The sequence below is a fragment of the Pelagibacterium limicola genome (assembly GCF_015694405.1).
Classification (GTDB): domain Bacteria; phylum Pseudomonadota; class Alphaproteobacteria; order Rhizobiales; family Devosiaceae; genus Pelagibacterium; species Pelagibacterium limicola.
This window is the reverse complement of sequence record NZ_JADQDB010000001.1, coordinates 527690-541622: the sequence shown is the minus strand read 5'-3', so window position 1 is coordinate 541622 and position 13933 is coordinate 527690. Positions and strand designations below refer to the sequence as shown.

Annotated in this window: 11 protein-coding genes; 1 reads left to right on the top strand and 10 read right to left on the bottom strand. The window is 60.2% G+C overall.

Features of this window, described 5'->3' with window-relative positions:
• Nucleotides 1–92 precede the first annotated feature (92 nt).
• The 9 genes from I2G20_RS02620 to I2G20_RS02580 form a co-directional block, all read right to left on the bottom strand.
• Nucleotides 93–1694, bottom strand: coding sequence for a GMC family oxidoreductase (locus I2G20_RS02620; protein WP_196258110.1), 1602 nt, complete (start codon nucleotides 1692–1694; stop codon nucleotides 93–95).
• Nucleotides 1691–3202, bottom strand: a complete 1512-nt coding sequence (locus I2G20_RS02615; RefSeq protein WP_196258109.1) for an FGGY family carbohydrate kinase — start codon at nucleotides 3200–3202, stop codon at nucleotides 1691–1693. The genes I2G20_RS02620 and I2G20_RS02615 overlap by 4 nt, the downstream gene beginning before the upstream one ends.
• Nucleotides 3195–4037, bottom strand: coding sequence for a class I fructose-bisphosphate aldolase (locus tag I2G20_RS02610; protein WP_196258108.1), 843 nt, complete (start codon nucleotides 4035–4037; stop codon nucleotides 3195–3197). Before I2G20_RS02610 ends, I2G20_RS02615 begins: the two co-directional genes overlap by 8 nt.
• Before the next feature lie 20 nt (nucleotides 4038–4057).
• The gene (locus I2G20_RS02605; RefSeq protein WP_196258107.1) at nucleotides 4058–5761 is read right to left on the bottom strand and encodes a glycerol-3-phosphate dehydrogenase/oxidase; all 1704 of its coding nucleotides are present in this window, start codon (nucleotides 5759–5761) and stop codon (nucleotides 4058–4060) included.
• A gap of 59 nt (nucleotides 5762–5820) precedes the next feature.
• Nucleotides 5821–6816, bottom strand: a complete 996-nt coding sequence (locus I2G20_RS02600; RefSeq protein WP_196258106.1) for an aldo/keto reductase — start codon at nucleotides 6814–6816, stop codon at nucleotides 5821–5823.
• The gene (locus I2G20_RS02595; protein WP_196258105.1) at nucleotides 6806–7786 is read right to left on the bottom strand and encodes a sugar-binding transcriptional regulator; all 981 of its coding nucleotides are present in this window, start codon (nucleotides 7784–7786) and stop codon (nucleotides 6806–6808) included. The genes I2G20_RS02600 and I2G20_RS02595 overlap by 11 nt, the downstream gene beginning before the upstream one ends.
• 33 nt (nucleotides 7787–7819) lie before the next feature.
• The gene (locus tag I2G20_RS02590; RefSeq protein WP_207747524.1) at nucleotides 7820–8758 is read right to left on the bottom strand and encodes an ABC transporter permease; all 939 of its coding nucleotides are present in this window, start codon (nucleotides 8756–8758) and stop codon (nucleotides 7820–7822) included.
• 68 nt (nucleotides 8759–8826) lie between these two features.
• Nucleotides 8827–10356: a sugar ABC transporter ATP-binding protein gene (locus I2G20_RS02585; protein ID WP_196258103.1), complete on the bottom strand. Its 1530-nt coding sequence runs from the start codon at nucleotides 10354–10356 to the stop codon at nucleotides 8827–8829.
• A 78-nt stretch (nucleotides 10357–10434) separates the two neighbouring features.
• A complete protein-coding gene (locus I2G20_RS02580) occupies nucleotides 10435–11454 on the bottom strand; it encodes a substrate-binding domain-containing protein (protein ID WP_196258102.1) in 1020 nt (339 codons plus the stop codon).
• 380 nt (nucleotides 11455–11834) lie between these two features.
• Here I2G20_RS02580 and I2G20_RS02575 point away from each other — a divergent pair, with 380 nt between their 5' ends.
• Entirely contained in the window at nucleotides 11835–12851 is a 1017-nt protein-coding gene (locus I2G20_RS02575; RefSeq protein ID WP_196258101.1) for a serine hydrolase domain-containing protein, read from the top strand.
• Between the two features lie 8 nt (nucleotides 12852–12859).
• Here the strand turns inward: I2G20_RS02575 and murQ are convergent, their stop codons facing one another.
• Entirely contained in the window at nucleotides 12860–13792 is a 933-nt protein-coding gene (gene murQ, locus I2G20_RS02570; RefSeq protein ID WP_196258100.1) for an N-acetylmuramic acid 6-phosphate etherase, read from the bottom strand.
• Nucleotides 13793–13933 lie beyond the last annotated feature (141 nt).

Here is a 13933-nt window from a genome sequence, read left to right as displayed (position 1 = left end):
GTCGGCAAGTTGGAAGGCCTGGCCATTCCCGCGCGCCCAAAACACCGATGACCGCGACCTGACGGGCTTGCGCGAAGCTGCCGGGGAATTTCCTAGCTCGCCTTCCGAATCATGTCCGCAGCCTTCTCGGCGATCATGACGACCGGCGATGCGGTATTGCCCGAGACAATTTTCGGCATGACAGAGGCGTCGATAACCCGTAGCCCTGTCAGCCCACGCACCCGGAGCTCCGGATCGACGACCGCCCTGTCATCGGTTCCCATTCGGCAGGTTCCAGTGGGGTGGAAAATTGTGGTGGCAATATTGCCGATTTGTTCGAGCAGTTCGCTGTCGGAACTGTAGGCGGGTCCAGGCAGGATTTCCTCGGGACCATAGGGGGAAAGCGCCTTGGCCTTCATGATCTGGCGGGCCTGCTTTACCGAGCGGAGCGCTACGTCCTTGTCCCGAGGCGCTAACAGGTAGTTGAGGCGTATTTCAGGTTGCCGGTCGGGCGCAGCCGACTGGATGTGGACGCTGCCAGTGCTTTCGGGCCGCAGGTTGCAAACCGAGACTGTGATGGCCGGGAAGGTATGCAGTGGATCTCCAAGGCGGTTCGTCGAGAGGGGCTGGACGTGGTATTCGAGATCGGGCGTTGCGAGCGATGGATCGGACTTGGTGAACATGCCGAACTGGCTCGGCGCCATCGACATCGGCCCGCTCTGGCTCAAGGCGTATTGCAGGCCGATGGTCACCTTGCCCAGGGGGCTGTGAAACATCGTGTTGAGCGTCCTCGCACCGGTTACCTTATAGACGGTGCGAATTTGCAGGTGGTCCTGCAGGTTCTCGCCGACACCTGAGCTTTCGTGCAGGATCTCGACACCGTGCTGCGCGAGCACCTCTGCTTGCCCCACCCCGGAGCATTCAAGGAGCTTGGGGGAGTTGATGGCGCCGGCAGAAAGGAGAATTTCACCCTCGGCAAAGGCCGTCTGGCTGATGCCGTTGCTGGTGAACTGCACGGCGTTAGCACGCTTGCCCTCAAGCAGGATTCGTTCGACGAGGGCGCCTGTGATGAGGCGCAGGTTGCCGCGCTTGAGCGCTGGTCTCAGGAAAGCCTTGGCGGTATTCCAGCGGATTCCCTTGCGCTGATTGACCTCGAAAAAACCCGAGCCTTCATTGTCGCCGTCGTTGAAGTCGGCGCGCGGCATGATGCCGAACTCCTTGGCGCCTTCCTGCACCGCCAGCAGGATGTCCCACTTGAGGCGCTGTTTTTCCACGCGCCATTCGCCGCCGCTGCCGTGGTGGGGCGAGGGTCCGGCGTGGTGATCCTCGGATCTGAGAAAATAGGGCAGGACATCGTCCCAGCCCCATCCAACGTTACCCATCTGGCGCCAGCCGTCGTAATCGGCGGCTTGGCCGCGCATGTAGATCATGCCGTTGACCGAGCTGCACCCGCCCAGGACCTTGCCACGCGGATAGACCAGCGACCGGCCATTGAGGCCGGGTTCTTCGGCAGTCTTCATCATCCAGTCGGTGCGGGGATTGCCGATGCAATAGAGGTAGCCGACCGGGATGTGGACCCAGTGATAGTTGTCCGACTGGCCTGCTTCGATGAGAAGGACGCGGGTGCGCGGGTTCTCGGACAAGCGGTTGGCAAGGACGCAGCCGGCGGTGCCTGCACCCACGATTATATAATCGTATCGCCCTTCGAGCGTCATATATCGTTCTCCGCCGCGAACTCGCGCCAGAAGGGATCCAGCGCCGAGGTCAACCGCATCCAGAAATCATAGCGACGATCGTAGTGGGTCGCTATCGCCGGATCGGGTTCGAACGTACGGGCAGGTCGGGACATAGCCGCGACGGCTGCGGCTTCATCGGGGAACAAGTTCGCAGCGACGCCCGCCGCCATCGCGGCACCGAGGGCACCGGTTTCATGTGCTTCCGCCACGGTGACGGGGACACCGAGTCCATCCGCAAACATTTGCGGCCAGTGGGGGGAGCGTGCACCACCGCCCGACAGCGCCGCATGCTGGAAGGTCACTCCCGCTTGGGCGAGAACGGCAACATGACGCCGGTGCTCGAACATCACGCCTTCGAAAACCGCGCGCAGCATATGGCTTTCGTTATGCCAGCCGGCCAGACCGAAAAAGCCGCCGCGCTGATGCGCACCCGATCTGCCGCCATAAAGGAACGGATGGAAATAGGGATCGCTCGAAGCCGGGGCTATGCTGCCAACGCGATCGTTTACAAACCCAAAGGGGTCGTCGTGGTGGCCATCGCGCTCGAGGAGCGTGCGGACATACCATTCAAGATTGGCTGCCGAAGTGGCGCTGTTCTCCATATTGACGAAGCGGTCCTTGCCATAGGCTGACACCATGAATACCCGCTCATCGGCGACTGGGGTTTGGGAAAAGACCTGGTTGATCGACCAGCTTCCAACCACGATGGAAGCCGCGCCGGGTCCGACGGCGCCGGAGCCAAGCGCAGAGGCGACGACGTCGAAATATCCTCCGGCGACCGGTGTGCCCTCGACCAGTCCAGTGGCCGAAGCGGCTTGGGGCGTTACCTTGCCGACGACGCTCGTTGGCTCGAACAACGCTGGGAGGAGGGGGTCGGCATCCTCCAGCCCGTAAAGCGCGAGAAGTTCGCTGTCGTAACGGGACTCGGGCAACCGCAACAGGCCGCCACCCGACATATCGGAAATCTCGCTGACGCGCTCGCCCGTCAGATGGAATGCCACGACGTCCTTGGCAAAGAGAAGCGTCCCGGCACGCGCATATATGTCGGGGCGGTGATGCTTGAGCCAAGCCAGCAGAACCGGGGTTTGCGAAGGCCACGGGCGCTGCGCGTTGATCGCGTGCATTTGGCTGCCGGACGCCTGGTCGAGTGCTTCGGCCAGCGCGGCCCCGCGGGTATCGAGTGACTGGATGCCAATTAGCGCCTCATTGTTTCGGTCGAGAAGGTAGAGGCCATTGCCGTGCCCTGCCGTGCCGACGGCGGCAATTTCCCTGGCATCGATACCGGCGGAAGCGATGCAGCCGGCAATTGCGACCTTGGCATTTTCCCACAGCTCCGGCACGGATCGTTCCACCATGCCCGGTGCCGGCTTCGTGGTCGCGCCGTCGATTCCGTGGGCGGCGATCTGGCGGCCTTCGAGATCGAACAGCACGGCCTTGATGACCGTGTTGCCGGCGTCGAGGCCCAGCAGGTATGGACCTTTAGCCACGATTGTAAATATCCCAGGCTTCGTCGCCGCCTGCTCCATTGTGGATCATCGCCATCAGGGCATTGACCACGGCCTTGGGGTTGGCGTGCTGATAAATGTTGCGACCATAGACCATACCCTTGGCGCCCTGTTTCATAAGTGCCGCCGACTTGGAAAGGACGTTTTTCAAATCCTCCTTGCCGCCCCCGCGCACGAGCACAGGCACGCGCGCCGCTTCGACCACGCGGTGGAAATCTTCCGGATTGTCGGTGGGGTCCGCCTTGATGATGTCGGCACCCATTTCCGAAGCCAGCCGAACGAGCGTTACGATCTTTTCGGCGTTGCCATCGACCTGATACCCGCCACGTACCTCATTGGGCAGCATGACCAGCGGCTCGATCATCAGCGGCATGCCGTATTTGTGGCAATCGGCGCGCACGCGGCTGATGTTGTCGACGCAATGGCGGAAAAGCTCGGGTTCGTCGGGCAGCATGAACAAGTTGACGACGACGCAGGCGGCATCCATCTCGAGCGCGCCGACGATCGGCTCGTCACGGTTCTGAAGCATGGACCACATGACCCGGTGGCGCTGGGCATTGTAGGGATTGCCCATGTCAATGCGCATGACGAGTGCCGGCTTGTCCTTTTCAGGGCGGGACTGCAGCAGATCGGCCTGACCGTAGGCCATCTGAATGGCATCGGGTCTCGCACCGATCAGGGTATCGACGACGGCACCCATGTCCTCGAGGCCGACCATGAAGCTGGGCTCGTTGCACACGCCGTGATCGATGGCCACATCGAGACAGCCACCGTTGGTAAAGAGGCGGTTCATTCGTGCTTTAGTGCTCAAGCGCATTCTTAGGTCCTTGCGTTCCGTTACGTTTCAGCGCCGCTCGAGAGAGAGACGCCATAATAGGATGTGAGTTCATCGATGAAATACGCGATTTCCTGACGTTTACGGGCGTCGGTCCAGCCGAGGGCGGCAGCCAGTAGCTCCGCAACCTTCTCGATGTGGCCCTGCGTGATTTCGCCCGTTATCGCAATGGCGGTACGCCGCAGGAAAATATCTCCAAGGCGGCAGGCATGTTCGTTCAACGCCAGATAGGCGATCTCGGCCATGGTCGTTTGGCTGCCCGGCATGACCGGCGTATCATCGGCCCGGGCAGTGCAGAACTGCAAGACCTTGTGCGCTCCAGTGCCATATAGATCGATGAGATGGGCGGCGCGATCCGCTGTAATCCGATACGCAGCAGCCAGTTGAGCTTCAAGTTGTATCGGATCTTGAGGAAAATCCGCTCCGCCGCCTATGGCAAGTTCGAGCGTACCGGCAACTCGGGCATGGCCCAACTCCGCGAGCACCGCATCCGCCGTCTGCTCGGCAAAGGCGCGGAAGGTGGTCCATTTCCCGCCAACCATGCAGAATTGCGGAATGGGGTCTTCGACACGGTGGACATAATGGCCGCGCGAAATCCGACCGGTAAATTTGTGGTCGCTGCGGGGCAGGGGTCTTATGCCGCTATAGCTGAAGACGACATTGCGCTCCGAGACAACGATGCGCGGAAACGCAACCCGCAGGGCCTTCAGAATGTAGTCCCGCTCCTCTGGCTCGCATCGCACCCGGCCTGCCGATTTGACCCGTATGTCGGTCGAGCCGGCAAGCACTTTTCCGAGATACGGGAAAACAATGCAGACGCGGCCATCCGTATTCTCGAAGAAGATCATATGCCCGCCGAGTGCGGCATAAAGGTCCGGGCAATCGAGGATCAGGTGAGAGCCCTTCGTGCCGGACACGAAATTCTCGCCCCCGGAGGACCCGCCCCGCAGACTTGCCAGCGTGTCATCGAGCCATGCGCCGGTGGCATTGACGATCGCCCGGGCGGTCAACTCGATCCGCTCGCCTTCAAGGTGGTCGTGCACCGAAAACCTGCCCCGTTGAGCCGTCAACTCGGTGTAATTGAGAGCGACGCAATCGGGGGCCGCTGCCTTCGTGTCCATGATCAGTTCGATGGCCAGACGCTCGGGATGACTGATCCAGGCATCATAATATGTGGCTGAAAAGCGCAGCGACGGGCTGAGGTCCGGCCAAAGCCGCAATGTTTCTTCCCGGCCCCGAAAGGCGTGTTTGGGCAATAGCCGCCGGACGCGTGTTGTCCAGTCATAGAGCGCAAGGCCGATTTTGACGGGGAGGGCGCCGCGGCTCGAGGGCTTGGTGGAGACCCCCACGAAACTCGCTGCGCCATTGAGGAGACCCGAGAAGAGCCCGTTGATTGGGATGGTCGTGGGTAGCGGGCGAACCATGTGGGGCGCATTGGTGAGAAGGGCGTCGCGTTCGCGAAGGGATTCCTTGACGAGGTCGAACTCGCCATTTTCGAGATAGCGCAACCCCCCGTGGATCATGCGGGAGGGCGCTGCACTGCAGGCGGAGCAGAAGTCGTTTCGCTCAACAAGGAGGACGCGCAGCCCCTGCAAGGCGAGTTCGCGATAAACGCCGATGCCGTTGATGCCGCCGCCGATGACGATTACGTCGAAGGCGCCGTTCCGGCGGATCATCTCGAAATTTTCGTCGCGTTGACCAGGCATGACTCAAGTGCTCGTCCGCCGGGATGGCGGGGCTGAAAGGAGTGTTCGGTGTGGATAGATCAGGCGTCCAGATCGATCAGGTGCTGTGCTGCGGCCTCGCTTATTTGTTCGATTTCCTCGGGAGTCAGGCGGATACGCCCCGCCCTGGCATTTTCTCTGGCTTGTTGCGGATTACGAGCGCCGCAAAGTGCGAAGGTTATTCCCGGTTGCTGGATGGTCCAGGCGACAACTATTTGCGCTTCACTGGCATTTCGATCGGCGGCAACCGGCCTGATGGCGTCCATGAGGCGCGCGACTTTCTGGCGGTTGGCGATGGAGAAACGCGGACTATCCTTGCGCTGGTCGTCGCCTTCGAACACACGGTCAGGTCCGATCCGGCCCGACAGCAACCCGAGCGCGAGCGAGGAATAGCTGAGGATCGAAACGCCGGCACGTTGGCAGACCGGCACGAGAGTTGCGCCGATATCCGGCTTTACCATGCTGAACTCTTCCTGGATGGCATCGAGTCCGCCGCCGGTAATGTAGGCGTCGAGTTCAGTCGATGAGACATTGGATGCCCCGATCGATCGGATCTTGCCCTGATCCTTAAGCTTGAGGAGCGCTTCCATCGTTTCGGCGATGGGGGTGGTGGGATCCTGCCAATGCGTAATGTAATGGTCGATATAGTCGGTGCCGAGGCGCCTGAGGCTTTGCTCAACCTCATAGACAATTGCGTCGCCGCCCAGATACCGATGGACGGGCATCCCGTCATGATCAAAGAAATGATTACCCTTCCGGGTATGCCAAACCAGGCCGCATTTGGTTGCGAGTACCACCTGATCGCGGCGACCCTTGAGGGCCTTGCCAACGATTTCCTCAGCCACGCCGAACCCGTAGGCCGGAGCGGTGTCGATGAGGCTTATGCCTTCATCGATGGAGGCGTGGATTGCCGCGATTGAATTGGCCTCGTCCGTGCCGCCCCACATCCAGCCCCCGATCGCCCAGGTGCCGAGACCGACCGCCGAGGCCGTTATGCCCGAAGACCCGATCTGGCGTGTAAGGACATCATGCGACATTCTGCAGCTTTCCGAAGGACTTGAGGATTGCGGACGCCGTCTCTTCGTCCAGCACCAGGGAATGGAGGAACTGACCGTTGAGGACGGCGCGGATGGGCGGGACCTTTTCCGTGCCGGCGGCGACCCCGATGGTCCTTCTGCACTGGGAGAGTTCCGAGGGGTTGAGCGCGACCAGTTGCGAGTTGAGAGGATAGTCGGCGATTTGGCCGTCGTCCTTGATGAGATGGGCCATGAACTCACCGACGGCGCCGCTTCTGGCAAGCAGATCTCGGTCGGGGTTGGGCATGGGGTGAAGATCGTAATAGCTCGAGCCTGGCGTGTTGATCGAACCTATGCCCACAAGGGCAACGGCAGCTTTGCGGGCGAGGTCGAAGGCTTCACGGATCGAGGCCATGTCCATGACCATGTCACGCTGTTCGCGGCTTTCGGCAAAGAGCGGTGCATGGACCAGCATCGTCCTGCCGCCAAGCCGTTCAGCGAGTTGGGTAGCGAGGTGATTGACGTCGGTGAAAAACTTGCCCTGAACGCCGCCGGTCAGCGGTACGACCGTCACGTCGAAGGTGCGCTCGGGCTGCAACTGCTCGACAACGGCGCTTATCGCCTTACCCCCGGTGATGGCGATGACATCACCATCCCTGATCGTTTCGAGCAACTGGTTGGCCGCCGCGCGGCCGACCTGCTGGAGCGTGGTGTCCGGGCTGCCGGAGACCGTGGGGGTTACAACGGTTGCGCCGAGACTGGCGGTTTCCATAAGCAGTCGTTCGAGATCGACAAGCCGCTGGAACGGGCTTTGGATGTCGATCCTGACCATCCCCAGCTTCCGCCCCTGGGCAATGAGTCGGTTGACCTTGGAGGTTGAGAGATTGAGCGCTGTGGCAATCTCGGACTGTTTCAACCCATCCACGAAATGGAGCACGAGCACCGTGTAAATCTGGCGGAGGGATTCAAAGTCTTCTTTTTTCTCGGCCATGAGATGAATTCCTGGTTGAACCGGGTCGGGCGGTCAGCCGCGTCTCTTGTTGAGGTAATGATCGATCGTTACGGCAGCCAGAAGAATCGAGCCGCGGATGATATCCTGCCAATAGACCGAGACATCGAGAAGGGCGAGGGAACTCGAGACCACCGAAAGCAGGATAGTGCCCAGAATCGCGCCGAAGATTGTTCCCGTACCGCCTGCAAGGCTCGCCCCTCCGATCACGGCCGCCGCGATAACATTGAGTTCCATGCCGATCCCGAATGTGGGCTGTGCAGAGCCGAAGCGGGCCATGTAGATGATGCCGGCCAGCCCGCAAAGTGTCGAACAAAGCGTCGTCGTCAGGAATATGACTTTCTTGGTGTTGATTCCCGAATAGGTCGCGGCTTTCTCATTGCTGCCGGTGTAGAAGACTTTGCGAAAAAGGGTCGTGTGTCGCAAAAGGAAATCTGAAGCGACCACCACGACCACAAATATGACTATGACCACAGGGATAGGACCGATTGAGCCCTGACCTATGAATTTGAATGAGTCCGGCAGGGTAAAGAGCCCGATGGGCCGTCCGCCCGTGCCAAGAAGGCAAAGCCCTCGTGCGATCACCATGAGCGCGAGGGAAACGATGAAGTGGTGTAGGCCAACCTTGGTGACGAAAAAGCCCATTGCCGCGCCCAGGCCAGCGCATGAGGCGATAGCGATGGCTGATGCAACCCAGGGGTCGACGCCGTTGAGGAACAGAAGGCCCGCAATCACCATTGCCAGTGCCGTCACCGAACCGACCGAGAGATCGATCCCGCCCGAGATCAGGAGGATGGTCATGCCGACAACGACAATGCCTTCCACGGCGAAGGCCATCGACATCGCCCGCATGTTATTCCAGGTCAGGAAATAGGGGGAGGCAAAGGTCATGGCGATAAAGAGCGCGAGAATGATGAGGATCAATCCCGTTTCCCGCATCTTGAGCAGGCGCATGAAGGCGCTGCCGGCAGGCGTATAGTCGGTGGATCCTTCTTTGATCCTCGTCATGGGTTTTTCGGTCATTACGATGCCTGCCTTTGCTCCTCGCCGATCGAGGCGAGATACATGATCCTGTCTTCGGTCATGCCGATACCGGTGACCTCACCCGTGATCTGGCCTTCGCGCACCACCAGTACGCGGTCGCAAACGCCGATCAGTTCGGGAAGCTCAGACGAAATGACGATGACGCCGACCCCACGGTTGGCGAGGTCGCGCACAATGCGGTGAATTTCGGCCTTGGCGCCGACATCGACACCGCGCGTGGGCTCATCGAGAAAGACCACCTTGGGGCTGACGGAGAGCATCTTGGCGATGGCGACTTTCTGTTGGTTGCCACCGGAAAGCGCGGAAACCGGCTGGCCGACATGTCCGCATTTGAGGTTGAGGCTACGCCCCAGCCGCTCGGCCTGTTCGGTCTCACGCCTTTCGCTGATGATGCCACCCGCCGCCACCTGGGCCACATCGAGCGCGGAAACGTTGGCGGCTATCGCCATGTCGAGAAAAAGGCCGTCACCCTTGCGGTCTTCGGAAAGATAGACAAGACCTTCGGCAATGCTCTGGCCGTAGTTTTTGAGGTCGAGCTTGCGCCCATGCAGAAAGACATCCCCCGACACCTGGCCTTCGAGCCTGCATATGCCCTTAACGATCTCGCTGCGGCCTGCGCCGATCAGGCCCGCGAGCCCCAGGATTTCGCCTTTGCGTAGCTGGAAGGAGACGTCGCGGAAGCGCCGCACTTCGCAAAGATTGCGGACGTCGAGAATAACCTCGTCCGACTTTTGGTGTTCAGCCTGCTTGGGAGGATACAAATTGTCGATGACACGGCCGACCATGGCACTGACCACGGCACCCGGGGTGGTGTCAGCGACGTTCATCGTCGTGATATATTGGCCGTCGCGGAATACGGTCACGCGGTCGCAGTTCTCGAATATCTCCACCATGCGGTGGGAAATGTAGATGATGGAAATGCCCCTGGCCGCGAGGTGGCGCATGATTCCGAACAGGATTTGCGCCTCACGCTCGGTGAGCGCTGCAGTGGGCTCGTCGAGGATCAGCAGGCGACAATCAAGCGTCAGCGCCTTGGCGATCTCGACCAGTTGCTGCTGAGAAATCGACAGGGAGCGGACCAGCGCGGCAGGATCGATTTCGCCAAGCTGGCTCAGAATTTCGGAGGATTTCCGCTCGATCCCCCGGTAGTCCATCAGCGGTGTTCGGCTGGTGTTTGTCACGGACATGAAGATGTTTTCGGCAACCGTAACGTCGGGGCACAAGGCGATTTCCTGGTGCACGAAGCCGATGCCGAGCCGTTGCGCCATGGCCGAAGATTTGATCGTTACAGGTTCGCCATCGAGGAATATCTCCCCGCTGTCGGGTGCCAGAATGCCGTCGATGACATTCATGAGAGTCGATTTGCCCGCGCCGTTCTCACCGGCAAGCGCATGGATCTCACCGCGCCGCAACTCGAAGTCGACGCCGCGCAACGCGCGGATAGGTCCGAACGACTTGACGAGATTGGTGATCTTCAGAATTGGAACGGTATCCGTGTCCGCAGACATGGCGCGACCCTGGTTTTTGCATTTCGTTCATTGGGTGTCCGCGCGTTCGTGCGCGGACACCGGCTTGCCTTGACCGGATCAGTTAGGATCACGGCCTTCCATGTAGACATTGAGGTCGAACGAGTCGGCGTTGTCCTTGGTGATGACCGCGAAGCCGTTGTCGATGAACGGGATCTGCATCGGGTTGTAGCCGGAGACCTTGTAGTCGTTGAATGGATCGAACATGTCTGAATTGGCGGCCATATAGGTGGCGACGAACCCCACAAAGCCCTGGATGCCCTGATTGGGATTGAGCGCCATATGGATGTTGCCAGCCTTGATATGTTCGAGCGTGGTCGGGGTCACGTCGGCGTGCATGACAAGCACGTCGGCGCCCGCCTCGAGGATTGCCGCAACCGCGCCTTCCGCCGAGCCGGCTTCCGGAATCCAGATGGCGGCAAGGTTGGGATTGGCCTGGAGAATGGATGCGGTAGCCCGATAGGCCGCATTGCTGTCCTGATTGGTCGCCTGACGGCCAACCAGCTTCATGTTCGGATAATTGGCTTCCATGTAGTCGATCAGCGCGGTGACGCGCAGGTCGTGGTTGCTTTGTCCCGGGTTTTCGAGCACTGCATACTCCGCGCTGTCACCGACCTGTGCGACGATTTCCTCGGCAGCGAAGCGCGCTTCGGCCAGATTGTCCGAGGTAATGTACGCCGTACGGTTGGAGTCCGGCGAGTCGGCAGCGAAGGTCACGATCGCGACCCCGCTATCGATCGCCCGATTGATGGGCTCGATAAAGGGATCGGCCTGCATCGGGTGCAGCAATATTCCGGCGGGGTTCCGGATCAGATCCTGCTCGAACGAGGCGATCTGTTTGGCGATGTCATAGTCCGGGGTGCCCGAGAAGATGGTCTCGCAACCCATGGCTTCGGCCGCCTGTTTGAAACCCTGATAGACGGGCACCCAATAGGGGTGGGCCGAAACCATCACATTCATGATGTAGGTTTCACCGGGCTCGCACTGGAAGCCCGTCTGAGCCGAGGCCGTGCTCATTGACGCGAAGCCGGCCGTCATCATGGCCGCGGCAGCAAGCCCGGCCAGTCCAATCTTGTTCATATTCTCCTCCGCTTTCCCTCTGCTCCCGCGTGATCATTATCGTTGAGCGCGAACAGATTGCAAGAAATTTCATACTACGAATTTTTTCGCAGCAAGGGAATGAAAGCACGAGAAATTAGCGCGGTCAATCGAAATGAATAAAAAATCAATAGATGAAATAAATTTCAAATTTTGCCCTGAAGAGGGCCGGGAATAATCGCAGTCGACGCCCATTGGCTGGAAGGAAGGGCCTCCTGTATGGACGGGCTTGAACTGCGGGGCGGTGGCCTTGTCCGTCGCGACACTGGATTGTTTTTGCGATGCGGAAAAGTCGCCGGAATTTGCCGAAAACGGTGGGCAGAGCGCGCAATCCGTGGCACCGATTTCACATTGATCCAGATATGGTTGCAGGAGAGATCGTGAGCCCGGAAACCGTCCTCGATAGCGCATTCGAACCGGTGTTGCGGTCCATTTCAGATGGGCGGATACCCGGCGCGGCGCTGGGACTGGTAGACGCCTCGGGAACACACGCCGTGAGGGTTGGAGGAAAGGCGGCCTTGCTGCCCGTCGAGCGGGACGTTTCGCTTGGGACCTGGTTCGATCTGGCATCACTGACGAAAGTGATGTTCACCACCCCGCGTATCCTCGCACTGGCCGAAGAGGGCGTGGTGGACCTCGATGCGCCGCTGACGAGCGTTGTCCCCGATTTCGCGCAGCACAATTTGGACGCTTGGCAGCGTAAGGTGACGTTCCGGCAGTGCCTCGGGCATGAGACCTCGTTTCCCGGCGTCTTTCCGCTTTACGTCTACGGCACGGACCCCGTTCAGTTGCGCCATTTCGTCTTGCAGTACGCATGGCCTGCCGGGCCTGCCGTTTATTCGGATATCAATTTCATTCTTTTGGGCATCGTTCTGGAGAGGCTGGCCGGGAAGACCATACGCGGAATTGATCCGGGTCCCGGTTTAGCCTGGTCGGCCAACCCGGCAGAGGCCGCCGCGACCGAGAACGATCCTTGGCGGGGGCGGGTGCTGGTCGGGGAGGTGCATGATGAAAACTGCGCAGCCTTGCAAGGTGCAGGCCATGCGGGGCTATTCGGAACGATTACGTCGGTGCTCGATTTCGCGCACGGCTTGCTGACCTCGGACTCCGATGCAGTCCGGCTGATGCGAACGCCCTTGTCCGGCCGCCGTACCCATGGATGGGAACGGCCCTATGAGGGGTGGTCGGGCGGAGAAAACTGCACGCCCGATACCATCGGACATACCGGATTTACAGGCACCGGACTCTGGATCGATTTTGCAAGTCGCCGTGCATGGGCCCTGCTTACCAATCGCGTCCATCCAACCCGGCATTTCGACAGCGGCATCTTCGCGCTGCGCCGTGCAGTGGGCGATGCAATCAATCGTGGGATGCGTTGAGACAGCCGTTAGCCTGCGACGCGGGACTTTTGCCCGACCGCACGGCGCAGAAAGCCATCGGTGGCCTTGAGCGCAAGCCCGCCTTCGGTTGCGTTCATGCCGGTCAGCGCCATAAGGAGCGCAAGCTTCACGTTGTTGCCGCCAGCGGCGAGATAGCTTTCGGCCTCATCCTGTGTGCAGCCCGAGACCTCGACCAGGATGCGAGTGGCCCGAGCGGCGAGCTTTTCATTGCTCACGGAGAGGTCCACCATAAGGTTTTCGTATGACTTGCCGATGCGGATCATGCTGGCCGTGGTCAGCATGTTGAGCACAAGTTTCTGTGCAGTACCTGATTTGAGACGCGTTGAGCCTGCGAGGGCTTCGGGACCGACCACCGGGGATATGGCGATATCCGACATGTGGGCAATGACGGAACCGGGATTGCATGAGAGCGCGACCGTGGTTGCGCCGACGCTTCTGGCATACTGAAGGCCCCCAATCACGTAAGGTGTGCGACCGCTCACAGCGATTCCAACCACGACGTCCTTCGCCGACGCACTTATGTTTTCGAGATCCCGCCGGCCCTCGTCCGGATCGTCCTCAGCCCCTTCGACCGGGTGGCGCAGCGCGTGGTCGCCCCCGGCGATAAGGCCGACGACCATACCCTCGGGTACGCCGAATGTGGGCGGGCATTCGGAGGCGTCGAGCACGCCCAGTCGGCCACTGGTGCCCGCGCCCATATAGATCAGCCTCCCGCCGACCTTGAAGGCCTCGACGATGCGATCAACCGCTATTGCGACTTCGGGAAGCACCGCTTGTACCGCATAGGAGACCAGCGCGTCCTCCCGATTCATGGCGGCCAGGATTTGCGGAGTCGACATCAGGTCGATCTCCATGGTGTCCGGATTGCGGGCCTCTGAAACCAGCTGCCCCAGTTCTGCGATCAGGGTGCTTTTTGCCATGTTGCCTGTTCTCTGCGTCTTGGCTAAATGCTAGAAGTGAATATTCCTGATGTCAACGATGCCTGGAATATTGTATTCCTATATCAAAGGTACCTCGCGTAACCGCCTGGCCATGGCGGAAAGGCGGGAGGTGGAACGCAG